Raw genomic sequence first — 25,952 nt, 5'->3', positions numbered from 1 at the left:
TTAAGTTAACAATTTTTACCATATTGATTTAGATCATTTCATGTTAATATGTTTTTTGAAAAGTTGCAATAAAATTCTGTTTTGCAAAACGCCTAGTATTTTGTAGACACTTTTTCTACTAATTTTACCAAGCGACGGGGTCGTTTTTCATCAATCAACTAGCACAAGTCTTACTCTAGTATAAAAAATAGAGGCCTCAGAGAAATAAAAATCTCTAAGGCCTCTGCGGGTTACTTTTCGTATTCACTGGTGGGAAAATTTACCGAAGATTACTTTAGTAACGTAATTGATAAAACTAACTTTGTGATCTAAGTTGCAGTGTTTTTCTACCGCAAACCACTAGCGCCAACAACACCGCCAATAACCACCATGTTGCTCCCGACTTTTTAGTCGGACGCTGTGCACCGCGGTATACAGTTCCTTCTTGTGCGTAATAATCGTTTCTCTTTCCGTTAAATCTTGCGTTGTATTTTATTCCGTCGTTGTTTTCTGTCATCGTGTAGTCGGAAAATGTCAAATTCTCATTGGCGAGAACTTCGCGTGGAAAGTCACCATCAACAACGGTCATTGTCATCGACTTAATGTCTGCGAGTGCTCGCTCAACGATCATTTTACGTTCTTTTTCCAATTGCCCAATGTTCAAAGCATCGATGTTTGGGCCGCGCAAGTTAAGAGCTTCACCAATGCGTAGAAACATCTTTTCTTTTTCTTCGTAATCATGAGCGAGTTTGCGAATACTTGCGGCGAGAAGATCTCCCGCAAATAACTCTGCGGCCATAGCGTTGTGTACTTTTGGATCGCGTTGCGACATTAAACTTTGCCAGTAACTTTCACTAATATCATAAACAGAACCGCCCACAATTCGCAGCGGTAAAGGCTGTGTCAAGTTGCGATACAGGTCTTCTCCCGAAACCTGTCGTACCACGTATTTTTGTGGAATAGAGTTTATGCGACATGATTTTTCGCTTAAGATATATACAATATTGCGCAAACTACCTTCGTTAAAAGTAGACAAACGCATCGGAACTACGGGCTTGTCGATAAAAAAGCGAAAACCCATTCCCTGTACATTTCCGTCAAAATTCGCCCCGGCAGGAAGTTTTGAATTCACGTCACGCATACCAGGACGCGCAGCAACACCTTTTTGCTGTCCTACGCGTGTTTTGACGGCAACAAAACACCAACCCATTTTAATATAGTCATTGCACGCCGTATCCATCCCTTTGGGATATTGATATCCATGCGTATCCATCCAACGGCTAAGAGCCTTGGCACTTCCTGCGGCGAGAACCGCAACTTCATACATACCCACTGCCTCTTCTTTTAGGACCTTTACTGTATCGTACTCCAAGGATTTTTCGTCCATGGAATCATCTACGCCACCGTCTTCCATTGCTTCGTATTCATCGTAAGGATACAAGTCCACGATAACTTCCGGTGGATCAATCGCTGCAGCGATTTGCGCAAAGATGTTGTCGGGAACTTTGCGTAGTTCGGGAGGTTTAGGAAAGGGAATGAGCATACCAAATTGATCCACTTTTCCGGAAAAACCCGGGCGAATCACAATTGTCTCCACGCCATCTTTATAAAAAACGTAGGTCTTCTGTAACCCAATACGCGTAATCGCTGGCCCTTCTCCGGTGTATATAGGTGGAACCATCCCACACGGATCGCTCCACAACAGTGAAAAGGTCGCTACGAAAGCGATCAAACACTTTTTCATTTTTTTCTCCTTTGTAATAGCGATACGCTTACCATTGCTCGCGTTCTTGTACTTTTTGTTGTGACAATTGCTTAAGAATTTCGATATAACGCTTTTCATTTTGCACGTTCTGCTCTTTTAAAAGACGCAGCAATTCCTTTTGTCCCACAGCTTTTCCCCAAACAAGTAACCACTGATCGGTTCCAATTTCGTTCCAAGCTGGACTTTCGTAACCTGCTGCCTGTGCTAGCGATAAACTGCGAATGTTATTGTGAATTTGGCGTTGTTCGGCTTTTTTTCCCTTGCGTTCACACCACAAATGCCAAGAGATTAAACTCCCTACCAAAGTTCGCGATGATTCGCGATCCCAACGCAAACCAGGAACAAATAGTGGCCCATTTGCCCATGGAACGTCTTTGGCGTCCACTTTAAATTCGTAGACACTGGCCACCTCGTAAGGAATTTTGTTGTTATTTTGCGCCATGCTTGCAAGATATCCCGCGGCCAGACGTCGAACTTGTTGATCTTTTGCTGTCGCCATCGCCTGAACTAACTCTTTGGAATCTAACCCAGTGATGACTTTACCTAAAACTCCTTGTAGTTTAGGCATGCGCTGCGCGAGTCCCAACAACTTTTCGGCAGACACATTGTCTTCACTAGCTAGCAAAGCCATCACCCGCTTACCGATCGGGCGTTCTAATGCTGGAAACTGCGACAGGTGCTGTGACATATCCATTACTTCACCCAACGATTGCGTCATCTGAATACGTGCGGCAATCGCCCAGGTACGTACCAACATCGGTTGCTTTTGATTTTGATGGATGTTTTGCAGATGTGCGTCTACAGTGCTACCACCGATTTGCGACAGACATACAATGGCCCAACCGCGTTGCACCATATCACTGCCTTCCACCGCTTCGCCTAGCAAATGCGGAACAGCTTTTTGTCCCATTTTCACCAGTTGTTGCATGATGCTACTTGTTTTTTTATAGTCATCGAGCTGTTGGATTAATTTGTATACCTCGTCCCCATCGTTGTCCGCGTGGAGATTGGGAGCAAAAATAGCCGTACATAGAACGAGCACACACGCTGTATGTAACATACGCGGAAATTTTTTACATAACAAAAGCAAGAATAATCCCCCTAATAAAAACCATATACTATTCACAAAACCGGACTTCTTTGGTTGTTGTTGTGGAACGAACAATTCGCCGTACATTTTGCCACCGGGAGCACATTTTTTGGCATCGTACTTTTCGGTGTTGTTATTGGTTGAAGACATTTCATATCGCCGAAAACTCAAGTTGTGATTGGCAATCACCTCCTTGGGAAAATCACCATCGACAACCGTCAACGTCATGTTTTTGATTTCCTCAAGAGCGAACTCAACGATTTTTTGTCGTTGTTTTGCGATCACTTCGCCATGTAGTTTATCAATTGCCTTGCCACGTAGTAGCAAATTTTCGCTGATGCGTAGTAGTGCTTTCTCTTGCTCTTCGTGGTCGTGTTCGAGTTTTTTCTCACGGAGCGCAAGAAGGTCTGCTGAGTATAGTTCAGCAGCCAAACCATTACGTGGTTGCGGGTTACGAAGATAACGAACTTCTTGCACGCGTCTTTCGATAAAAGCGCGATTGGCTCTACCAATAATGCGCACTGGAAGTAATTTGGTTAAGTTGTTATAAAGCTTTTCGCCACTGATTTGGCGACGAACAAACTTTGTTGGAATTTTTTCAATAGCACACGGTTTGTCTGTCAGAATGTACACGATATTACGAAAATTGTCGCCATTGAAAGCCGACAAGCGCATCGGAACCACCATTTTCTTCGTGTAAAAGCGAAAACCCATACCTTGTACATGACCATCGAAAGACGAACCTTTGGGAAGTTTGGAGTTCACATTGCGCATACCTGGGCGTGCAGCCACTCCCTGCTTTTGCCCAACACGCGTTTTCACCGCCACAAAGCACCAACCAAGAGCAACATAGTCCTCACAAGCTTTGTCCATACCCGTGGGATAACGATAGCCGTGTTGATCCATCCACCGCTTTAGCGCTGCGGCACTACCCGCTTCTAAAACAGTAACTTCGTACATACCCACCGCTTCTTGCTTGAGCACTTTTACTTCGTTTTTGTAAGACAACGGAGCGCTACTTGGCAAATGCTGCGATGTGGTCTCCTTCAACATGCGTAGTCGTCGATTTACATTCACAACAACTTCGGGTGGATCAATGGAGGCCGCAATATGCTCAAAGATATTATCGGGAACCTTGCGCAGTGAAGGCGGGCTAGGAAAGGGAATTAGCATACCAAATTGGTCTACTTTCCCCGAAAATCCAGGACGAATGACAACAGTTTGTAGACCATCTTTGTAAAAAACATATGTCTTTTGCAAACCAATACGCGTAATGGCATTGTTACCTGTTGTGTGAATTGGTGGAACCATGCCACAGGGGTCGGCATACAATAGACATGTAAAAACCATACAAACAATAGTATTTCTAATGTTCATGCTTAGACTCCTTTTTATCGTCTTTCGCAAATCGCAACTTAAATTCCACGCGAGCAGTGGCATTTTTGTTACCATTGCTAATCCAAATTGTATCAACGGTATACCATTCACATTTATCTTGTAGAACCATGAACCATGGCCCTGCCACAAAGTGGACACCGTCGAGTCAGAAACGACTCCATAAATGGTGGACGCCGACGCGTTTAATGGTTCCGCTAATCTCCAACTCCTGCATATCATGAGTTGTATGGATATGCTCGTGGTACTTTTGACCTATTTCCACAATTCTCGGTTCGAGTTCGATCCGCACATTTCCCTCATCGTCGATAACGCGTAATTGAATTTCCGCATGTGTTTTTTGCAATTCGCGTTGCAAAAAACGCAGGTGGTCTTCATCGAGTATCGATTGCTCAGGCAACCATTTGCGTGTTTCTTTCCCATAGAACAACAAAGTTTCGAGATCCAAACTTTGCTCGTCAATAGGAGAATTTGCAAAAGCTTGCAGATGTTTCATAAACTCATCTTTGGTAATTGCTGGAGTGGTATCGGGAATAGCACCACATCCTGTCACACACCCACTGGTGCTTATTTGTGGAGCACAACCGCAATCATCGCTTGCTTTTTTATCAACGCGCGGTTTGTCTATATTGAGACTTTTGTTTTCATTTTCATTTGTGGCCCACAGGTATACTAAACTACATATACATATGGCACACATTATCAGTGAAGATCGCATTGTACCTCCTTTGAATTAGTAAAACATAACGAGGGCTTCACAGACCAAAAACCCTTAAACACAAATTCTTAGATATTACCTTCAGCAAAAAGTTTCCGATTTTTATATTTTTATAAAATTATTTATACAAATGAGGCTTCATTCCTCCACGAACAGCTCCAGCATTTGTGTTGCCATAATTAGGTGCAAATAGTGGAGAAAGAGGGCGACTATTGGGAACCGCTAGCCAAATTCGCAATAGATGACGCTTTTTTTCATCGAGCTCGTGATCTTCAAATTCGGTTCGCGAATGGAAGGTGATAAAGTTATTGACAAATAAAATATCACCGGGCTCCTGGGTAAAGCGAATATGCATCTTCGGATCAGCGGCCATTTCTTCCAGCAGTTCCAAAGCTTCTTTTTGTAGAGGAGAAAGATCTGGAGTTTCCTCCATCTCGTGAGCACGAAATATCAAAACACGCATAATGTTTGCCGCAAAATGACCTTCGTGTTGACTAAATATCGGTAGTTCACAAAAAGGCTTACTGTTTCCCGCGTCCACATTGTGACGCTTATTGTAAAAAGTATTGTAAAGAACAGGCAACAAATGTGGATGCTTCTCCTGTATTTCATTGTGAATGGCCGGAGAACTCACAATAAGATTCTCACCACCTTCTTTGGCTTTTTCCACACAGAAAAAAGAGATCACATCGCAACGATCGGTATGAAAACTCAATTTATTTTTGGTATTCGGTCCGCGCGACTTAGGATGCCCTACCGGAAAGCCCGCATCGCGTACACTAAAAATCTTGTCATCGTCAGCACTTTGCGAAATAGGATGCCCTATGTGTTGTGCTAGTACCCAAAAAATAGCGGTGATTTGTTGTACGTTGTATTTTTCACGAGGAAATCCTTTGAGTAGCGCTAGTCCGGCATCTTCCTCAATGAACTTTTGGATATGCTGTAATTTTTTCGCGGTTTGGGGCAATGAAAAATTCTGCGGGGTGAGTTGCTGCCAATTCTCTAAATTATCTACCTGGTGAATAGCGGTGTCTATTTCTTGTAATTCTTCGCTACTTAAAGTAAACTGCCATGTAGAAGATTGTTGCAAATCCTCAGCATACCACACACAAGGACCGGTTATTTTTTGATACATGGTAACTCCTAACTATTTGGCTGTTGGTCTTCGCCAAGGTATTTAATATAAATCTCACGCACGCTGGCAATGTGCTCATCGAGAGTTTCTAATCGCCACTCACTGGTGTCAATCTTGGGTAGCACTTCTATCTTTAGTGGTTCCTTTATAAAATTAAACCCGGTTTGTTTCCCCCATCTTTTGTGCGCATCGTGTATAATAATCGGAACAATGGGAAGTCGCGAGTTCAAAGCAAGATGAGCAAAACCTTTTTTGAAAACTTGCAAACGACCATCTTTACTACGCGTCCCCTCCGGCCAAATCCATATTCCTAAATTGTCGCGTTGTGCTTGCTTGACTATTTTTTCCATAGAACGAATCGCCGCCTCGCGATTACTGCGGTCAATTAATAAATGTCCCGATAAATAGTACAACCAGCCAAAAAACGGTACGAACACAATTTCTTTTTTGCTAATTCCCACCGTCCCAATCGGAGCGAGCCACCCACCAATAAAAAGATCAAGTGTCGAAGTATGGTTGGCAATATAAAGAGCGGGAAAAGACTCACGGAGGAGATGCTTATCCTTAATAACAGGGTGAACTTTGAGAAGATATAAAACCGTTTTCCCCATAACCGTACCGTAAAATAAACAAATCTTGGTACGCAGTGTGCGAAAAGGTAATAATAAAAAGCACACAACGAGAAAAAATAAAGATGTACTCGCAAATATGACAAACGCCAACAGTATGCGTATAACTTTTTCCAAAAAACGTAACATAATTTATTCCTGTGGTTTGATCGAATAGTCGTAAGTGGAGCGCGTGGGATTTTTCCATACACGGCAAACAGTTCGTACTTTTTTCCATTCTTCGCTAGGTAACTCTTTTACAGAGTAGTGGTATTTTGCACTTTTGCGATTTTGATACTCACAAAGTGCGGTGGTATGAATCGCGTTGTTTTTTGCAGCGTAAAACAAAGGTTCTCCACTCATTTTATTTGTAGTTAGTCGCGATCCATCCTGGTAAATAGCCACCGCGGAAGACTTTTCCCTATCGGCGGGTAAAGCGAAAAAGGCGATTGTATCATATTGCGATGCTTTTTCTTTAAAAGAAAACTCTGAACCATTTTCATAAACCGGGCACGGTAAATACACGCGTTCATCATCGAGATGGAGACGATACATGATTTGATTGTAGTTATAACGCGGCGTAGCGGTGACAGGCACTTTGGTAAAAGTATTGGTATATGTGCCTTCGAAGTAAATGATCTTGCCATTTTCCTTATCAAAAATCGGATGCTGAGTAGGGTTATAAAATGTATAGTTGGTGTGTGTCACAATCTTACGTGCATAAACCCACGGTCCGATAGGCGTATCCGCTTCTGCATACCAAATTTCGCCTAAAAACGAAGAAGATCCGCCGGCCTCCTGGCCAATGAGTATCCAACGCTTGCGATACGGATTCCAAAAAATAGATCCCGCGTGCATATGCAGTTGTTTTTCACTGTGCATATCGCGAAGAAAAATCCAATCATCACTCTTAGCTTCGAGACATTTTTTGCCTTTTTTCCATATAAACCCCCGCTCATTTTTTACCAGAACTTCGTAATTATCCGGCTGCTGGATATCTTTTAAAGTCGCCTTTACGCGAACATTGGGAAATGGTTGTGGATGAGGGTGTGCAAAGAACAAATACTCTTCGTTATTTACCATCGCGCGAAAAGGGTGGCCGCGTGGATACAGGTCTTGTAAATCAAACACGCTAAGCGGTTTAAAGACCTGTGTCTCATCATCAAACATCACCAAACCACGTTGCAAAACCGTTGTAAGATCCTTTAATTCCTCGTACTGTGCAATAAGACGTTCACGATTTGTGTCGTCCTCAAGAACTACAACACTCTCAATCCATACCACACCGCGTTTGGCAAAAGGACACAACGCTTTACAAAAGTCGTTTTCGCGAAAATAATGTAGATCAATCCCATGATCAGGATCAGAAACAATAGAAGTGGCCCCCGAAACTTTAAAATTGCCCAGAGGATAAGAAACGCGGTTGGTATCTCCCCAAAACCAATAAAGTTTGTCACGGTACTTTGCCATCATCACCGTGTCCTGGCCCATGACATTGCTATTGATGACCGATGACGACGGTAGTGATTTTCCGACAAGAACGCTATCGCGATAAATTCCCTGCCCAGTAACACGGTAAAGCCTTTCCGCGACATTTATTCTTTTCATCGCGATGCGCTTTTTACCACCAGGAGTAATATCCAAACGAATACCGCGGTAGCCAAATCCATCTTTAGGGTATTCGTAACCATGACTTTTGATGTGAAAAAAAACGTTGTTGTTCATAAGCCCTGGTTCGTAAAAAGCGACAATCCCATTGCTGTCACTATGATAAACAACATCGTTTACCGTACGTAATTCCACAAGAGGAATACCGCGATGGGTGTCTTTGTCGACAATTTCAATGGTGAAATAACCGGGTAGAGCCTGCAAGAAAACAGACAAAAGAGAAATGACTATGATATTTTTCATGTTATGTATCGCTCAAAATAGTTTCATGTAAATCATGATAGACTACAATTGAAGCGCAAAACTGTAAAGTTTTATTTTGTTCTAAGGCAATGGCACCTAATAAAACCGGTAATGGGTATCACGTTGAAAATGTAGGGCGGACCTAGTGTCCGCCCGTTCTGTCAAATACAGGTCGATGCACTTTTACAAACCAAACTTGATATATTTGTCAAAGCAGTTTACGATGGTTACAAAAAAGTACGTTTTGTTTATTGCGGTGAATCATAGGAGGCAAAATATGAGTGAGAAAACTTTTGGTAAAGAGTTACCGGAAAAAAAATGGGACTGCATTATTGTTGGTTCTGGAATGGGAGGGATGACCTGCGCAGCGATGCTCTCTAAACTGGGGAAAAAAGTTTTACTAGTAGAGCAACACTATGTGCCCGGTGGCTACACTCATACCTTCCCCCGTAAGAATTGGCGCTGGGATGTTGGGGTCCATGCGGTGGGAGAAGTTACAAAACACAGTATGGTCGGGCGTGTGCTCTCGCGTCTTACCGACGACAGGTTACAATGGGCATCTCTTGGCGAAGCGTACGATGAATTCCATTTTCCCGATGAGTTTCGCATTGACTTTCCCGATACACCACAGAAATTTCGCGAGAATCTCCTCCACGCATTTCCCGAAGAACAAAAGGCCATCGACGAGTATCTCAAACAAGTAAAAACTGTGGCCAAAAACATGCGCAATTATTACTTAAGCAAAGGTCTCCCGGGAATATTTTCACGCTTTTTGGGAAAAAACGCTCAGCAATTTTTCCTACAAAAAACACAACAGGTGCTTGATTCGCTCACGGACAATAAACGCCTGAAGACCATTATCGCTTCACAATGGGGATACTATGGAAGTCCCCCGAGTCGTTCCTCTTTTGCCATGCAAGCCCTTGTCGCCAAGCATTTTTCCTACGGCGGCTACTATCCGGTGGGTGGTTCACAACAAATTGCCACGGAATTACTACAAACTGTCGCGAACAGTGGTGGCTGGACGAAAATTTGCACTGGTGTTTCACAAATCATCGTAGAAAAAAAGCGCGCCGTGGGCGTTGTTCTCGAAGATGGCCGCAAGGTATACGCACCAAAAATTGTCAGTGCCATCGGTGCCATCGAAACGGTGAACCATTTACTACCACAAGAAATGGACAACCACGCATGGGTAAAATCCATTCAAACGTTAAAACCATCCGCAGCGCACGTTTGTTTGTATCTAGGTTTCAAGGGCGACATCCGTCAAGCCGGAGCTTCACCGGCAAATAAATGGTTTTGGGAGACTTGGGATTGTGAGTTTGAAAGTTGGGACTTTCGTGATCCGCGGGCTTTGGCTCCGGTACTGTATACGAGTTTTCCCTCGCTAAAAGATCCACAACACGATCCTGGAAAACAAATGTTTCACACCGGAGAGGTCGTTACTTTTGTGCCGTTTGCCGAATTTGCCAAATGGCAAAATGAACGCGTCATGAAACGCGGTGACGATTATAATGCGCTAAAGGAAGAACTAAGTGATCGTCTGAAAAAGCAACTATTTAAGTACATGCCACAACTAGAGCCGTTGGTTGCCTATAGTGAACTTTCGACACCGGTGTCGTGCACGCACTACACACGTGCGGCGAAGGGAGCAATTTATGGTATTGAGCCAACGCCACAACGTTATGCAAATCCTTGGTTAAAACCACGCACTCCGCTGAAGAATTTTTATTTGAGTGGTAGTGATGTGTCTACAGTAGGCGTTATTGGCGCGATGGTTGGAGGAGTATTGACGGCTCTTGCGGTGGAACCATGGAAGACGATGGCATTTATTCGTAGGAATTAGTGCTCATCGCAATTGTGAGGATTTGCTATTAGGGATTCTTTCTCCGGATTGGTGCCCTCACCGGCAATTGTGAGGATTTGCGACTAGGGATTCTTTCTCCGGATTGGTGCCCTCACCCGCAATTGTGAGGATTTGCGATTCGGGATTCTTTCTCCGGATTGGTGCCCTCACCATCGAATTATAGGTTTTAGCTTCGCTAAAAACCTTAATTCTCATGCCTCTCCCACAGGGAGAGGCGTAACACGTCTGAATTTGTTTCCATTCGTGTTATTTTGTGCTGCCGCATACAGAACCGTAACTGTATAAAAAGTAACGCTATACTCTTGTTTCGCAAATCAAGTGAATTTTGTTTTTTACAAAAGAGAAGCATTATACCTCTCCCTGTGGGAGAGGTATGAGAATAGTAGCTTACAGCGATAGCTGTAACTGCTAATTCGATGGTGAGGGCACCAATCCGGAGAAGAAATCCCGAATCGCAAATCTTCATAATTGCGGTGAGGGCACCAATCCGAAGAAGAACCCCACCGTCATATCTTCATTTGTTGCGCGGGCGTAAAACAAATGCGTCTCACCACGTGAATTAGGATAATACAGCTGATTGCTGTGGAGGTCGTTAGCATTAACATTACGATAATTTGGTATTTGACCGCGGTCATGGGGTTGACTCCGGCGAGAATTTGACCGGTCATCATGCCTGGTAGAGTCACTAATCCTACGGTCATTAGGGCGTTGATGGAGGGGATCATTCCCGCCTTAATGCTACTTGCAACAATCGATGCGGTTGCTTCTTGGCAATTGGCACCTATGCACAAAAACATTTCAATCTCATCGCGTTGTTTTCTCATTTCCGAGAGCATTCTCTCTAGGGCAACGGCAATACCGTTCATTGAATTTCCCACAATCATCCCACCAATGGGAATAAAATACTGCGGTTTGTACCATGGCTTTACTTGCACAACCAACGAAGTTACGATGATCGTCACTAGCATACAACTCACAAGCATCGCCATAAATGTGGGAAAAAGTAGTGGTATTGTTCGTTCTTTGGTGCGACCTTTTACCGCGTGCGCTGCCCAAAATATCATCCACGTAAAAAAGGCCAAAACCAAATAGTACGTGTTTATTTGAAAGATAAATTTGAGCAAATAGCCCATGACAAACAACTGCACAAAAGTCCTTGTTGTTCCGATGAGCAGATCTTTTTCGAGTTTAAGGTGCAGCATAATCGAGCAAAAACCGGTGATCATGACCAAAATTAAACACAAAAATAGTTGCCACATGCTTATTTCGATTACTTGCATAATCACAGCTCTCTAAGACGACATGAATCGAGGATATATTTTTTAACTTGCGCTTTTTGCACCTTCACATCGGTGTGGGTCACTAACACTATGCCGATGTTTTTTTCCAGATGATAGTTTTCGAGACATTGCTCTAGGATATCTTTTGCGGTGGGATCTAAAGAAGAGGTGGGTTCATCACATAACAGTAAACTTGGTTCCAGTAACAAACAGCGAATAAAAGCGATGCGCTGCTTTTGACCAACCGATAACTTTTGCGCATCGTCGTCTAGGCACACATCTTTTAATAGCAAATCATCCAACCATTTTCGCAATTCTTCTTTTGAGGGAGCAGGTTTGGTGGCAGAAACGAGATGAAAGGGCAACAACAGATTCTCGGCAACACATCCTTCGACAATGATCGGTGTTTGCTGTAAATAAGTTACCTTGCGTCGTAAGTGTGTTACTTCATATGTGTACAAGGGTTTATCGTCTACAAAAATTTCGCCAGAGGATGGCTCTAGTAAACGATTCATCAGACGCAGTAAACTTGATTTTCCCGTGCCTGAAGATCCACGGATAATAACGTAATCCTCATGACAAACACTAAAGTTCACCTCGCGAAACAATGGTTCCTTTTTTGCATATTGCAATGCCACATCTTTAAACTCTATTTTCATCTTTTTTCGCCTAGTGACATTTGGTGTTAGAAAGTAGCATACGATTGTATGCTACTCAAACCTTACGAACAGATTACTTTTTGCGTTTTCTAACAACAAAACCACAAAATAGCATACCAATTAGTAAGGAAAGATATGTGGTCGGTTCCGGAATAGGATTACCATCCACTGTTACGTTCAAAGAATTGATGAGATAAGGGCTCGTGTCACCACCATTACCTACGAGAAAGAAACTTAGACCGGTCTCTAAATCGAGAGGAACGGCAAGGTTCAAGTTCCCGCTACCTGTTCCAAAAGCAAGAGATGCTGTTGAAACGCCACCATTGGTGCTTACAGAAAGAGTAATATCAAAAGTTCCAGGTAGACCGGCATTGTTAAAGACCGTTGTCAAGCCCAAACCTGTTCCACCTATACTACCGCGACCACCACTGTTATTTGCCACTTGAAATCCGGCAGAAGTTCCTGAGCCATCAATAAATCCAAACGAAGGATCGAAATCTCCGAAGTTCTGGCTAACATTTACAACTGCGGTAACAGTTGATCCTTCTGCTAGTACTTGACCACTTTGCAATATATCAAAGTCTAACAAAATGTCATTGTTTACCGGATTGTCAAAGCGCAAAGATGTACCATCTAATGAAGGTTGCACTACATTGGGAAAAGAGGCATCTGGGCTATTAAGAATTTCTTGTCCGGTAAAAGTGTTATTGACAATGGGTACCGCTTGTAGAGGTAATAATACAACCACAAAAATAACCATTGCTTTTAAGAGAATTTTCATGCTGTCCCCTTAAATAATGTCAAAACGAATGTCCATATTCTAGACGATCAGGTACTTGACGTCGTTATATCAAAAAATACTCAAAATATTTCCCTGCGAAATTTTTCTAAAAATGTAAAATACGCCAATCACCTTTAGTTAGAATCGTAGTGTTTATATTAGCACACCAACGCAAATCCACAAAGAAAATTCAAAAAGTCAAAAAAGAGGTTTTGTTGCGTTGTTTAAGAAAACACAACAAAACTAGGGACATTTATGGGTTTTGTAGCTCGATCACTAAATTCCCGGCATTTTCGGTTTCGCGTAGTATGCGACCAGTGTCGTCCACCCACACCTTGAGGGGCATTCCCGCCAATGATATATCCACCATCCAACACGAATACTCTTTGCCATTTACAGTAATGTTTTGTTGTTTCCCCACCTCTATCTGCAAGGTAAGTACTCTAATAGAGGACGGGTGAAAGATTTTCACCACCGCTTTTTCACCTTCTTTACGCGGAATTTTGGTGACGATCATTGCCAAAGTTCCGAGGTTAGAATTGTCGAAGAGATAGTGGTCACCTTGTAAAGGAACAGTCTTTGTCACCGGCCACATTCCTTTGATCACTTTTTCCACCACTTTGTCTTTCGAGAAAGCACAATCGAGAGTATACGCAAACTGTGGGGTTTTGCCTTCGAGCTTGTAAGAAATCGGGCGCATATCTTCATGTAGTTTCCACGTCCCATGGCTATTCAGTCCGGTCATCGCCAATTTATTCTCACAAGTATATACACCGTCTTTGAAACTCACGATGCGAAAAGAATCGGTGCCCAATTTTTTCCCTTGGTATGAATAACTATATGTATACTCTTTACCTATTTCCCAAGGTGCTTTTGTTTGTGAGACTAAATCTGTGGCTTTTTGTTCGAGTATCCTGTGTTCTTCTACAGTGATGTTCTGTGGATTAAAAGAGGCGAGGTTACCAATGCGTAGATGCCCAGAGTCGACATAATCAATTTCATTGGCCGTAGAGTCAATGGGAATCCAACCGGCTTTTCCCATGTATACTTCATTCCACACGTGTTGCCCAAAACTACCTCCGTAAAGAGGTGTGTACATTCCACCTGAAGCGAGGCGTGCTGGTATTCCTACCCCACGGCACAGCGCAGTAACTAAACGTGAATGTGAAGCGCATTCTCCGGTTTTACTGTCGAACGTTTGTCGTGCAGAGCCACCGGGAATTTTATAGCTAATATTCTCCGATACCCATCGTGAAATTTTGCGTACCGCATCCCAAGAATCTTTTGCACCAGCGGTTATTTTTTTGGCGTGGTCAATGAGCAATGAGTCATCCGCTTCGATTTGTTGCTCTACTTGGAGATACGTTTGCAGTTCTTTGTCGTATGTCGTAGGAAATGCTGGAGCATCTTTACCATCGTAGTGCGCATGCGCGATTTCAAAAACACCTTCGATCACATTATCGACGACTTTTCCGCGAAAACTTTGTCCGGGAACATTGAGAGACTCTGGGGTAACAATTTCTCCTGCGGTACGTATTTTGACATTTAATTTCATATAGGTAATTTTTGTATAATCGGTGATCGACACATTTACGCGAGCAAATAACAAATCGTCGATCTCAACTCTTTTTATCTTTCCCAAAATGTTTGGATCGGCAATGGCGATCTCCACATTGCCTGGTAATTGCGTTTTTAACACGCAACCACTCTCTACTTCATACCATATTTCCTGAGTTTGTCCGCTATTTTTATTGTAGTAACTTGCGACAATTGCCTGATATTTTTTTCCGGCAAGAGTAATTTCTTCCTCGCGCTTTTTTTGGTAGGTGACGTCTTCCACTTCTCCGGTTTGGTCACTAAAAACGCGGTAGGTGTGTTTTTGACCATCGCCAAGATCTTTCACTATGTTGCGATAGTAAGGATAACTTTCAAATGTGACCCCTGCGGCTTCGATTTTCTTTTCTTCACCGCCACTCTTTGAAGTAAAATGTATAAAACCATCTTTGATAGAAACGGTAGAACCTAGCTGTGTTTCCCCTTGTGTGACATTGCTATCAAAATACTGTCGCTTGCCATCAGAAGACAATTTCATCATCTCCGTGGCTTTCACATCGAAACTCTGCCCCATAAGGGACGCCTGTATAAACGTGCGTGAATGAACTTCTACGTGATCTGACTTAGGAAGTACTTGAACTTCCACATAGCCCATCACCTGATTGTTCATGGAAAATTTATAATACAAAGATCTCTTTTGAGACCAGTCCGCCATTAAGAAAGACAACGACACCACTACTAAGATCAAATATTTATTCTTGTAAAGCATGCTTCTACCTTTCCGTATTCGTTTCTATCATAACTCAACTAAGTCATTTGCCAGTATGCAATGCCCTTAACTTTTTTCTCAAATCAGCTCGCGCGTGTCATCCCTAGCTTGACCAGGGATCCAGGCGCTTGCAAATCGATTTTGTGTTGTGGATTCCTGCTTTCGCAGGAATGACACTATTGGGGTTCGTCAGCAAAATCGAGTGTCAGGCACAGCACACCAGCAAATTTTTATACTTCAAAACCAACGATCACACTAGTCACCTAGCGCGTAAATTTTGTCTAACAAGTAGCGAAACTCCCAGGCCTTTCCACTTGAGTTTTTCTCGTCGAGTTGCAAGGCCTTGTCAATTTCATTGCGTAATTCTTCCGTTGTGTCGAAATTCTGCATGATAAACAACAACCCCAAATAGTAAATATCTTGGCATATTTCAGGGTACCCGACATTAAAAGTTGCGGAGCCAATAGATATGACATACTGGATGAATTCGGTACGCGACATTTTCTGCAGAAATGTTTTTAGCGCCGAAGATGTCGCCGTTCCCGTGTGAATGATGCCATTTGCAACATAAATGTTTTTTTCACTTACTTCAAAAGCAGGGACTCTACTTGGAATAATCTGTGAAGTTAATGGAATTCGACCCACGCGAATGTGAGTTGCTAAGAAAAAATTACGTGCAAAGTGATTGCGACGCAACATTTCCAAACGTTTCTTCGGATATGTGGCAAATGATTCGTCCACTACTGCAAAAATAGTACATGATAGATCTCTACGTAGTAATTTCTCGAAGGAAGTTCCCTCTACTAGCGACCAAAAAACACTGGTGCTGCCATTTTTTTGTAGCCAATCCGCGCTGTTTAACAATTTTGGAGCGTCGTCAGACAATTTTTTCGCGGCTTTTATCCAAGCAATTTCGAGTGCAAAATTTCCCTCTTTTTTGTCGGCAGCCATAAATCCCATGCGTTTTATTTTATTCTTATTTAATGCCGGGAAAAAGGGGATTTTGCGCCCAAAAGATGTAGCTTGGAACTTAGAGAATGGTAAGAACAACTCCACCCATTTTCCAGGTATGGTCTGAATCGTAGAACGATACGAACCAGCGGGAATGCGTACATCAGTGTATATATTGAAGTAATACAGTCGTCCATCTCCCTTAACACGCACCGCGATCCCGGTGTAATCTTTAAAATTTGCCTTGATAAATGGAGAACGAATCGAAGAAAATCCACCGTTGTTTTTCAATGACAGTTCGCCAGAAAACATCATTGTTTGTTCTGCTGTCATTTTTGCTCCACCTTGAGAAATGCCGCCCATAACATTGTCGTTTACCGAGTACCATCCATTGTTTTTCTCGGTAAAAGAAAAAATAGTTTCTTGTGCCATAATGGTCCAAATCATGATCAAAAAAAGCAAAAAATATTTATACATAATATCCTCTTAATTTATGTGTCCAATTTCTTAAAATTTATGGAATATAATTGTAATTGTTGACCAGCATCGCAAACGATTTGTTTTTCAAACGTCAATCCAATTTTTTCGAGTACTTTGATAGATGCCAAATTTTCTTTCTGGGTAATCGCCGCAACGCGACTCATGCCCAAATGCTGTTGTGCATAAGACAATAAGACCGATGCCGCTTCGACAGCGTAGCCTTTTTTGCGAAACTGTGGCAAAAAAGCGAAACCGATGTCCACGTCTGGCAAATAATCTCTTTTTACAAAACCACAAATACCTACGGGAACCGCTGTTTTGAGTTCGACGAGAAACAAACCAAATCCCAAATCTTGATAACTTTGCATCGCGCTATTTTTGATGTAGTTGGCCGCATCTTCAATGGTCCTTTTTCCCTGATCGCGAATAAAACGCCGCCATTCACTGTCGTTGAGTAACGCACACATAAACGCCGCGTCATCCATACATAATTTACGAATATTTAGTCTCGTGGTTTTTACTACACTCATTTTTTGACACCTACGAATATATTATACAAAAAGAACGTAACGATAAGTACACTAATAACTATATTTTACTATACGCTTTTTCGTTTACCTCTATTATAATGAAACGGTGAATTAAATATTTTGCTTTGGGAGGCAACCGAACATGATGGCGCAACATGAAAAAAATATTCTACAATTTTTAGTGAGTAAAAACGTTTTAACTACTGCTCAAGCAATGTCTATCGCACAAAATAGAGCACAAATGCACGAGTCGCAACCATCGACAAATATAGTGACATTTTTGCTGCAACACAACTACATCACCCCCGCGATGGCACAAAAACTACAAGAAATGCTCGCAAAAAACGACAAACAGACAGGACAAAAGCCACAAGTAAACACAGACGGAGTCGTTGTATCTCCTACAACGGGACACATGCCACAAATATCCTCCCATACATCACAGCACAACTTCGACAACACAGCGATGGATCTCAAAATGAATCCACATACACGGCAAACTTCCCATAAAAATAACACACAAAAAAACTATTCTTCCCAAGAAATAACCACATATACGGACGAAACTGTATACCCACAGTCCCCTAAGTATTCTGATCAACAAATTAGCGACAGTCAACTTGGCAATGTAGACTCCCAATTCGGTAAGGGACACACCTCGACGCAAGACTTTCGTGTTTCACAGTTTGGTGAAGAAAATGGCGACAAGAGAATGTTTCGTCACTATCGCATCGAACGCGAACTAGGCCGTGGTGGTATGGGCTTGGTACTTTTAGCATATGATACAAAATTAGATCGCCGCGTTGCTTTGAAAGTGATTATCAATGAGCAAAATATTGCCGAAGAACAGATACGTCGCTTCTCATTAGAAGCCCGTGCAACAGCAAAGTTAAAACACCCCAATATTGTTGAAGTGTATGAGGCGGGAAACACTCCCAAAAACTACTTCACCATGGAATACATCAAAGGCTATCCGCTTTCTGGACTTATCCAAAAGGGCAATTTAAAGGCCAAAGACATTGCCACTATCATAAAAAAATGTTGCGATGCCATTTACTACGCACACAAAGAACATAAGATTATTCACCGCGATATCAAACCATCAAATATTATGATGGCTGGTGACGAGCCAAAAATCATGGATTTTGGTCTGGCAAAAGAAATGGATCGCGACGACGAGCTATCTCGTGACGGTGGTATGATGGGAACTTTGGGATACATGCCACCAGAACAAATAGATAATGATAATGTCGGACACCACAGTGACGTATATGCGCTGGGCGCTACGCTATACAATGCTCTTACTGGCCGTCCACCTTTTCAAGGTAGTTCTTACTACATGGTATTAAATCAAATTCACAACGATGATCCTATTCCCCCCAGTCAACTGGCTCCGGGTACATCGAAAGAACTGGAAGCCATCTGCCTAAAATGTTTACAAAAAAAACCACGTCATCGCTACCGCAACGCCAAAGAACTCGCTGATGATTTAAGTAACTTTTTCAGCAATCGCCCCGTAAATGCCAAGCCACCAAGTTTGCCGGTAAAAGCTTATAAATGGTATAAGCGCAACAAAGTGAAAACACTTGTTTCCATGACATTCATGCTCAGTTTAATTACAATTATTGTCTTGGTAATCGTAAACAATGCTTCTTTGAAAAAAGCCTATCAGCAAACACAACGTCAAAAAATTAAAGCCGAGCAAGCACAGCAACGAGCGGAGCAAGCGCAGCAACGCGCCGAGCAAGCACACAAAGATGCGGAAAAGAAAAAAGAAGACGCGATACAACAACTAGTGGGGGCAATGGAGTCGAAAAGGTCTTCGGTGGTAAAACAATACCAATTGACTATTATGGCGGGGCAAAATGCTGCAAGGAAAAACCGCCGCGAAGTTACCCAAAAACACCTTGGAAATTTCGAGAAACAAGAGAAAAACTACATCGAGTTACTCAACGCCGCACGTAGTAAAGACTACTATGATGAGCTACGCAAAATCATTCCACCTAATTCACCCGTTTCCTTTGACTTAACTCAAGATAACAAACAGGTATACAAACGCGGCTGGGAGTGGCAGTGGCTAAAAACAATTGCCTCCCCCAAGTTAAATATTAAATTTAAACATCCGTATGCAATTTTATCCTGTGTGTATCATCCGCAAAAAGAACAAGTTATCTGCGGCGACCAGAATGGAAACATATTTAGTGTAAATTTACCGTTATCAAAGCAAAACCCTACGTACATTTGGCGAAGTAAACTGTTTGATTCGCAACAAAAAATTAAAGGCTATCATCCGGCAACATTTATTCACAAACTCGCCATAAGCCCTAATGGAAAATATCTTCTTTCTTACGGCGAAGACAAAAATAGGCCTTTAAGCGTAAGGCCTGATTTCCGTTTGCTCTTGTGGGATATTCAACAAAAAAAAATCATTGGGCAATACAGAAACCACACACAAGACTACCCTGACCCCGGGCGAAATACCATAGAACCTACAGAATTTATATTTACCAAAGACAGTCAAAACTTCTTTGTGGGCTATCAACAAGCAAATGTTGACAGTGGATTTCAAGTTTTTAACAATCGCAAAAAATTAGTACCGCGATTTGCCAATGCCTTAATGTGGTCTGTAAAAAACGATCGCAAACCACGACATCAATTTTTTCTGTATTTAAACAAACAAAAAGGCGACGGCATCGACCATAGCGTCACGTGTTTGGACTTATCCCATGATGGGAAAATACTCGCAGTGGGAAGAGAAAGTGCCCCAATGCCAGTTGTCCTAGTCAATTTAAAGTCTAAAAAAGAACTCATTCTAAAAGGGCCACTCGGCCAAGTCTTGGATATTTGCTTTTCCGGAGACAGTCGCTACATCATAACCGGTGACAATGAAGGCGAAATATTCATTTGGAATACGAAAACAGGCAAACTCATGCGGAAATTGCTTGCCCACGATGGAAAAATGAGTCGCTGTGTAACGCATCGCAACATTCTTACGACAACAGCGGAAGACAACACAATAAAGTTGTGGGATCTTGACAAGATACGCTTGAGTAACATGTTAGTGGGCTCATTCTCGGAACAAAACACCGAAGATTTATTTATCGATCGTCGCCAACAAAAAATCGTTTTAACGCAACAGTTGAATTATTTGAAATCAATATCCCTAGATTCGATCATGAATCCATCGCGACTACCTGGTAGTCACAACAATTTCCAGCATGTACGATTTCATCCACAAAACAGCAGAGCGATCCTTACCGCCACTACATATAAATATTTTTCATGGCAAATGGACGCGAAACCTATTCAACTAAACTTGCTACGAGCTTATGACACTGTCTTCCACAAAAACAATCATATCCTTGGAATTCCACTAGGTGCGCAAGCAAGTACTCTTTTTGTCAAGTACGACCAACAAAATTTTGTAAAAAAGCTACAGTCAGTTAGTCTAGTAAAGCTGAAAGATCCCGATATTTCGAAAGTCATTGCTGTCCCCAAAAAACCAAGTGCGGTAGCATTTCATCCCACAGAGAATAAAGCGCTCATTGGGCTAAGTTACAACAGAGACAAAGTAAAGAGACTCTTTTTCCCCAACGGAGCATATTTTGGGCGCGAAATTTTGTATTTCTATGACTTAAGCCATCAAAATCCTCGTTTGTTGTGGTCAAGTTACTTTCACCGCGAAATAGACATGGTGGATATCTCGAATGACGCGCAACAAATGCTTATTCTATCCGCAAACTACCTATATTTAAAAAATTTGTACCGTGTAGATGCCGATATCAAAAGAAACCAACGCGTTTATGGCCGGATGCATCCAGATTTTCGTCAGAAGAACAAATACAAAAACTTTTTACTACAAAACAACTTTCGCGACTCTATGTATTTGCGACGTCTAAATCGCAAACTTTTACATGCGTGTTTTAGCCCTGACAGCAAATACATTGCCGTAGCTGCGGTAGGAACGATCAATAATCTGGTAATACTTGATGCACAGAATTTAAGTTTAGTGGCCAATCTCAAGGACCACCTTGATGATGTCCGTTGCTGTAACTTTTCTCCTGATGGTACAAGGCTTGTTTCTTGCAGTGCCGATAAAACAGTGCGCATTTGGGATGTAGAAAACCTGCAGCTAGGCGATGAGCGTAATTCACTGCTAACACTTCGTAAACATACAAGTTCTGTGGCTCATTGTGTCTTTAGTAATGACGGTAAGAACGTGGCCTCTTGTGGCCAAGAAGAATTATTGGTGTGGAAAACGAAATAAATTCGCAAAAATTGTCCGATGAGAAAAACAGAGAAGTAATTTTATATACGCTTTTTCGTTTGCCTCTATTATAATAAAATTTCCATTAAATATTTTGCTTCGGGAGACAAGGACACATGATAGCGCAATACGAAAAAAACATTCTACAATTTTTAGTCAAAAAAAATGTTTTAACCACTGCTCAGGCGATGCACGTCGCGCAAAGCATGCCACAAATACGTCAATCTCAACCCTCGGTAAGTATTGTAGCGTTTTTGCTACAACAAAACTATATAACACAGGTAATGGCGCAAAAGTTACAAGAAATGCTCGTGCAAAACCAAAAACAGACAGGACAAATGCCACAGGTCAACACAAATCAAACTATGGTTTCTCCTACCACAGGACAAATGCCACAGGTCAACGTAAATCAAACCGTTGTTTCTCCGGCAACAGGGCAAATGCCACAAATGACCTCCGATAATAACCTAGAACAGACAGCAGTTGATATCAAAATAAATCCACAGCAAACTATCCATGCACCTAGTGACCAACAAGTGAACCAAAACTATCAAGAAATAACCACGAACATAGAAGAAACCGCGTACCCACCGTCACCTGGATACGCCGATCCACAAATCGGCAACAGTCAACTGGGCAATATCAACAGTCAATTGGGCAAAGGACAAATTGCCACACAAGAGTTTCGCGTTTCGCAATTTAATGAAGAAAACGCGAATGACAAGAGAATGTTTCGTCATTATCATATTGAACGCGAACTAGGCCGTGGTGGCATGGGTCTAGTGCTTCTTGTACACGACACAAAACTAGACCGTCGTGTTGCTCTAAAAGTGATTATCAATGAGCAAAATATCTCCGAGGAACAAATACGTCGCTTCGCCTTAGAAGCTCGTGCAACGGCAAAGTTAAAACACCCTAATATTGTCGAAGTATATGAGTCAGGAGAGACTCCCAAAAATTACTTCACCATGGAGTACATCAAAGGTAAACCATTTTCTGCTCTCATTCAAAAGGGCAATCTAAAAGCCAAAGATATTGCTGCGATCATGAAAAAGTGTTGCGATGCGATCTATTACGCACACAAAGAACACAGCATTATTCACCGCGATATCAAACCATCGAATATTATGATGGACGGAAAAGAACCCAAAATCATGGACTTTGGCTTAGCAAAAGAAATGGACCGCGACGAACAGCTATCCCATGGTGGTGGCATGATGGGAACTCTCGGGTACATGCCGCCTGAGCAAGTAGATAATGATAATGTCGGACACCACAGTGATGTGTATGCATTGGGAGCCACACTTTACAATGCTCTTACGGGCCGTCCACCTTTTCAAGGTAGTTCTTACTACATGGTATTAAATCAAATTCACAACGATGACCCTATACCACCTAGCCAACTGGCTCCGGGAACATCAAAAGAACTAGAAGCCATTTGTTTAAAATGTTTGCAGAAAAAACATCGTAGCCGTTATCGCAACGCCAAAGAACTTGCGGATGATTTGGCCAACTTTTTATACAATCGTCCAGTAAATGCGAAACCACCAAGTTTGCCGGTAAAGGCCTATAAGTGGTATAAGCGCAACAAAGTAAAAACGCTCGTTTCCATGACCATCGCCTTCAGTCTCATTACCATCATCGTCTTGGTCATTGTAAACAATGCTTCCTTACAAGTAGCAAAGCAATTTGCTGAGAACGCACAAAAAAATGCAGAAGCTCAAACAAAACAAGCCGTAAGGCAGCTAGCTGCGGCAGCGGAATCAGAAAGATCTTCGGTAGCAAAACAATACCAACTGAGTGTGATAAGTGGACAAGAAGCCGCGAGAAAAAACAACCGTGAAGTAACTCAGAAATACCTCGAACTTTTTGACTTCCAGGAAAAAAAATACATTGAACGACTCGACGGCGCACGTAGTGAAGACTATTACAACCAGCTGCTGGATACCCTTTCACCTGATTCACCTGTTTATCTTGACTTGACGCAAAACAACAAGCAAGTGTACAGGCGCGGTTGGGAATGGAAATGGCTAGAAACAATTGCCTATACAGAGTTTAGTACTCAATTTGAACATGAACGCACAATTTTATCCTGCGTTTACCACCCGCAGAAGGAACAGGTCATTTGTGGTGACCACCAAGGCAATATATTTAGTCTAAACTTGCCCTTGTCAAAACAAACTCCCACATATATTTGGAAAAGTGAATTTGCCAAACCGCAACAAAAATTTACAGGTTACACACCAGATACATACATTGAGAAACTGGCGATAAGCCCCGATGGAAAATATCTTCTATCTTATGGCGTCCCGAGAAATAAGCCTGTAAAGCCTAACTATCGCTTACTTTTATGGGATCTACATCAAAGAAAAATCATTGGGCAATACACTCACTATTTAAAAGACTATCCCAAAAAAGGGATAAACACGATGAAACCGACAAAGTTCGTCTTTACCAAAGACAGTCAGAACTTCATTGTCGGCTATGAGCAAGTAGAGCTTGATGAAGGGTTCCAGGTTTTTAATAAAGATAGAAATAGAAAATCAGTACCTCCATTTGCCAACGCCCTCATCTGGTCTGTGAAAAATCACAACAAACCCCAACATAAATTTTTCCTGTACAAAAAAGTAGACGATCATAGAGATCATAGTATCAAGTCCCTCGACTTGTCTAGCGACGGTAAACTCCTTGCTGTTGGTACAGGAAGTGATATTATGCCCGTTGTGCTCATTCATTTAAATTCCAAAAAAAAACGTATACTCACAGGACCCAAAGAAGAAATTACCAATATTTGTTTTTCTGATGATAACCGTTACATTGTGATGAGCGACGAGCAGGGGGGAATATTTATTTGGGATACAAAAACAGGTAAACTAGTACGAAATTTTGTCGCCCATGGTGGAAAAATTAGTCGTTGTGTTGTACAAAACAATATTCTTGTCACGACTACCGCAGACACAATTAAGTTGTGGGATATGGATAAAATACGATTGAAGAACATGTTGCTTAATTCATTCTCTGAACGCACAAAAGATATATTTATTGATCGCAATCAGCAAACCATTACTTTCGCGCAAGCATCGAACTATTTAAAATCCATATCTCTATCGTCTATAATGAATCCGTTGGCGTTGCCTGGTGGTCACAATAATTTTCGCTATTCACGATTTTATCCACAAGATAGTAGTCATCTTCTCGTTGCCACCAAATATAAATTCTTTTCGTGGAAAATACACTCGAAACCTACTCAGTTTAACTTGATTCGTGCTCACGAGGCCGTATTCAACAAAAAGAACACGATTCTTGGAATTCCATTAGGGGCAAAAGTAAGTACTCTTTTTATCAAGTACAACCAACAAAATCTCATGAAACAACTACAATCTATCGCCCTTAACAACCCAGAAGGTGATAGTTTTACCATCAACGCTCAGCCCAAAAAACCAAGTGCAGTAGCGTTTCATCCGAAAGAGGATAAAGCGCTCATTGGACTAAGTTACAATAGAGGCAGGGTAAAGAGTTTGTCCGTAAGAGGGGAATTTTTGGGACGCGAACTTTTATACTACTATAACTTAGATAATCGAACTCCACAATTGTTATGGTCAAGCTATTTTAACCGCGAAGTAGATATGACAGAGATCTCCAATGATGCACAACAAATGCTTGTTATGTCAGGTAACGATTTATTTGTAAAATCTTTATCTACCGTAGAAAGTGATATCAAAAAAAATCAAACAAAGTATCGCGAAATATACCTACATTTTAAAAATAGAGGGCAAGAAAAAAAGTTTTTATTGGAAAAAGACTTTCGTGAATCAGAGTATTTAAAACAACATGGGCGTAAACTTCTATATGCATGTTTTAGCCCTGATAACAAATATATCGCAGTTGCTGGGGCGGGAGCAACCAATAACCTTGCGATTATTGATGCTCAAAGCTTAGATTTAGTGGTAAACCTTAAAGATCACCTCGATGCCGTTAGATGTTGTAATTTTTCACCTGATGGTACAAGACTTGTTTCTTGTAGCTCCGATAAAACTGTACGCATTTGGGATGTGACGAATTTAAAAACGACGGCTAAGGAAGAACGTAATTCATTACTAACGCTACATAAGCATACAGGACCAGTAGAGCATTGTATATTCAGCCATGATGGTAAAAATATTGCTTCTTGTAGCCAAGAGGAATTATTTATATGGAAAACGAAATAAATGCA

General features: G+C 41.8%; 15 protein-coding genes. 3 read left to right on the top strand and 12 right to left on the bottom strand.

The genetic code is table 11. From position 1 onward, the window contains the following. Window positions 1-295 precede the first annotated feature (295 nt). The 6 genes from UABAM_RS01745 to UABAM_RS01720 all read right to left on the bottom strand — a co-directional run bounded on the left by UABAM_RS01745 (window position 296) and on the right by UABAM_RS01720 (window position 8,601). Complete coding sequence (locus UABAM_RS01745) at window positions 296-1,723, bottom strand: DUF2330 domain-containing protein (RefSeq protein WP_173013077.1); 1,428 nt, start codon at window positions 1,721-1,723, stop codon at window positions 296-298. A gap of 28 nt (window positions 1,724-1,751) precedes the next feature. Then, entirely contained in the window at window positions 1,752-4,211 is a 2,460-nt protein-coding gene (locus UABAM_RS01740) for a DUF2330 domain-containing protein (RefSeq protein ID WP_173013076.1), read from the bottom strand. A gap of 166 nt (window positions 4,212-4,377) precedes the next feature. After that, window positions 4,378-4,947: a hypothetical protein gene (locus tag UABAM_RS01735; protein ID WP_151966267.1), complete on the bottom strand. Its 570-nt coding sequence runs from the start codon at window positions 4,945-4,947 to the stop codon at window positions 4,378-4,380. A 118-nt stretch (window positions 4,948-5,065) separates the two neighbouring features. Next, window positions 5,066-6,082: a TauD/TfdA family dioxygenase gene (locus UABAM_RS01730; RefSeq protein WP_151966266.1), complete on the bottom strand. Its 1,017-nt coding sequence runs from the start codon at window positions 6,080-6,082 to the stop codon at window positions 5,066-5,068. Between the two features lie 8 nt (window positions 6,083-6,090). After that, window positions 6,091-6,840, bottom strand: coding sequence for a lysophospholipid acyltransferase family protein (locus UABAM_RS01725; RefSeq protein WP_151966265.1), 750 nt, complete (start codon window positions 6,838-6,840; stop codon window positions 6,091-6,093). Between the two features lie 3 nt (window positions 6,841-6,843). Next, window positions 6,844-8,601 (bottom strand): hypothetical protein, encoded by a 1,758-nt coding sequence (locus tag UABAM_RS01720; protein ID WP_151966264.1) that lies wholly within the window; start codon window positions 8,599-8,601, stop codon window positions 6,844-6,846. A 277-nt stretch (window positions 8,602-8,878) separates the two neighbouring features. On the opposite strand from UABAM_RS01720, the gene UABAM_RS01715 reads away from it, so the two are divergent. Then, window positions 8,879-10,447 (top strand): phytoene desaturase family protein, encoded by a 1,569-nt coding sequence (locus UABAM_RS01715; protein ID WP_173013075.1) that lies wholly within the window; start codon window positions 8,879-8,881, stop codon window positions 10,445-10,447. Between the two features lie 527 nt (window positions 10,448-10,974). Here the strand turns inward: UABAM_RS01715 and UABAM_RS01710 are convergent. From UABAM_RS01710 to UABAM_RS01685, 6 genes are all read right to left on the bottom strand, one after another. After that, window positions 10,975-11,748 carry an ABC transporter permease gene (locus UABAM_RS01710; RefSeq protein WP_151966262.1) on the bottom strand — a complete coding sequence of 258 codons (774 nt, stop codon included), beginning with the start codon at window positions 11,746-11,748 and terminating at the stop codon, window positions 10,975-10,977. Window positions 11,749-11,750: 2 nt separating this feature from the next. After that, window positions 11,751-12,407, bottom strand: a complete 657-nt coding sequence (locus UABAM_RS01705; RefSeq protein ID WP_151966261.1) for an ABC transporter ATP-binding protein — start codon at window positions 12,405-12,407, stop codon at window positions 11,751-11,753. A gap of 73 nt (window positions 12,408-12,480) precedes the next feature. Continuing rightward, the gene (locus tag UABAM_RS01700) at window positions 12,481-13,188 is read right to left on the bottom strand and encodes a PEP-CTERM sorting domain-containing protein (protein ID WP_151966260.1); all 708 of its coding nucleotides are present in this window, start codon (window positions 13,186-13,188) and stop codon (window positions 12,481-12,483) included. A gap of 253 nt (window positions 13,189-13,441) precedes the next feature. Further along, a complete protein-coding gene (locus UABAM_RS01695) occupies window positions 13,442-15,511 on the bottom strand; it encodes a transglutaminase-like domain-containing protein (protein WP_151966259.1) in 2,070 nt (689 codons plus the stop codon). Between the two features lie 255 nt (window positions 15,512-15,766). After that, window positions 15,767-16,939: a CIA30 family protein gene (locus UABAM_RS01690; protein ID WP_151966258.1), complete on the bottom strand. Its 1,173-nt coding sequence runs from the start codon at window positions 16,937-16,939 to the stop codon at window positions 15,767-15,769. A gap of 14 nt (window positions 16,940-16,953) precedes the next feature. Then, window positions 16,954-17,472, bottom strand: a complete 519-nt coding sequence (locus tag UABAM_RS01685) for a GNAT family N-acetyltransferase (RefSeq protein WP_151966257.1) — start codon at window positions 17,470-17,472, stop codon at window positions 16,954-16,956. 142 nt (window positions 17,473-17,614) lie between these two features. On the opposite strand from UABAM_RS01685, the gene UABAM_RS01680 reads away from it, so the two are divergent. After that, complete coding sequence (locus UABAM_RS01680; RefSeq protein ID WP_151966256.1) at window positions 17,615-21,739, top strand: serine/threonine-protein kinase; 4,125 nt, start codon at window positions 17,615-17,617, stop codon at window positions 21,737-21,739. A gap of 116 nt (window positions 21,740-21,855) precedes the next feature. Beyond that, window positions 21,856-25,947 carry a WD40 repeat domain-containing serine/threonine protein kinase gene (locus tag UABAM_RS01675; RefSeq protein ID WP_151966255.1) on the top strand — a complete coding sequence of 1,364 codons (4,092 nt, stop codon included), beginning with the start codon at window positions 21,856-21,858 and terminating at the stop codon, window positions 25,945-25,947. Window positions 25,948-25,952 lie beyond the last annotated feature (5 nt).

Source organism: Candidatus Uabimicrobium amorphum (assembly GCF_009002475.1).
GTDB classification, from domain to species: domain Bacteria; phylum Planctomycetota; class Uabimicrobiia; order Uabimicrobiales; family Uabimicrobiaceae; genus Uabimicrobium; species Uabimicrobium amorphum.
The sequence above is the reverse complement of the archived record's forward strand: the minus strand, read 5'-3'. Positions and strand labels throughout refer to the sequence as shown.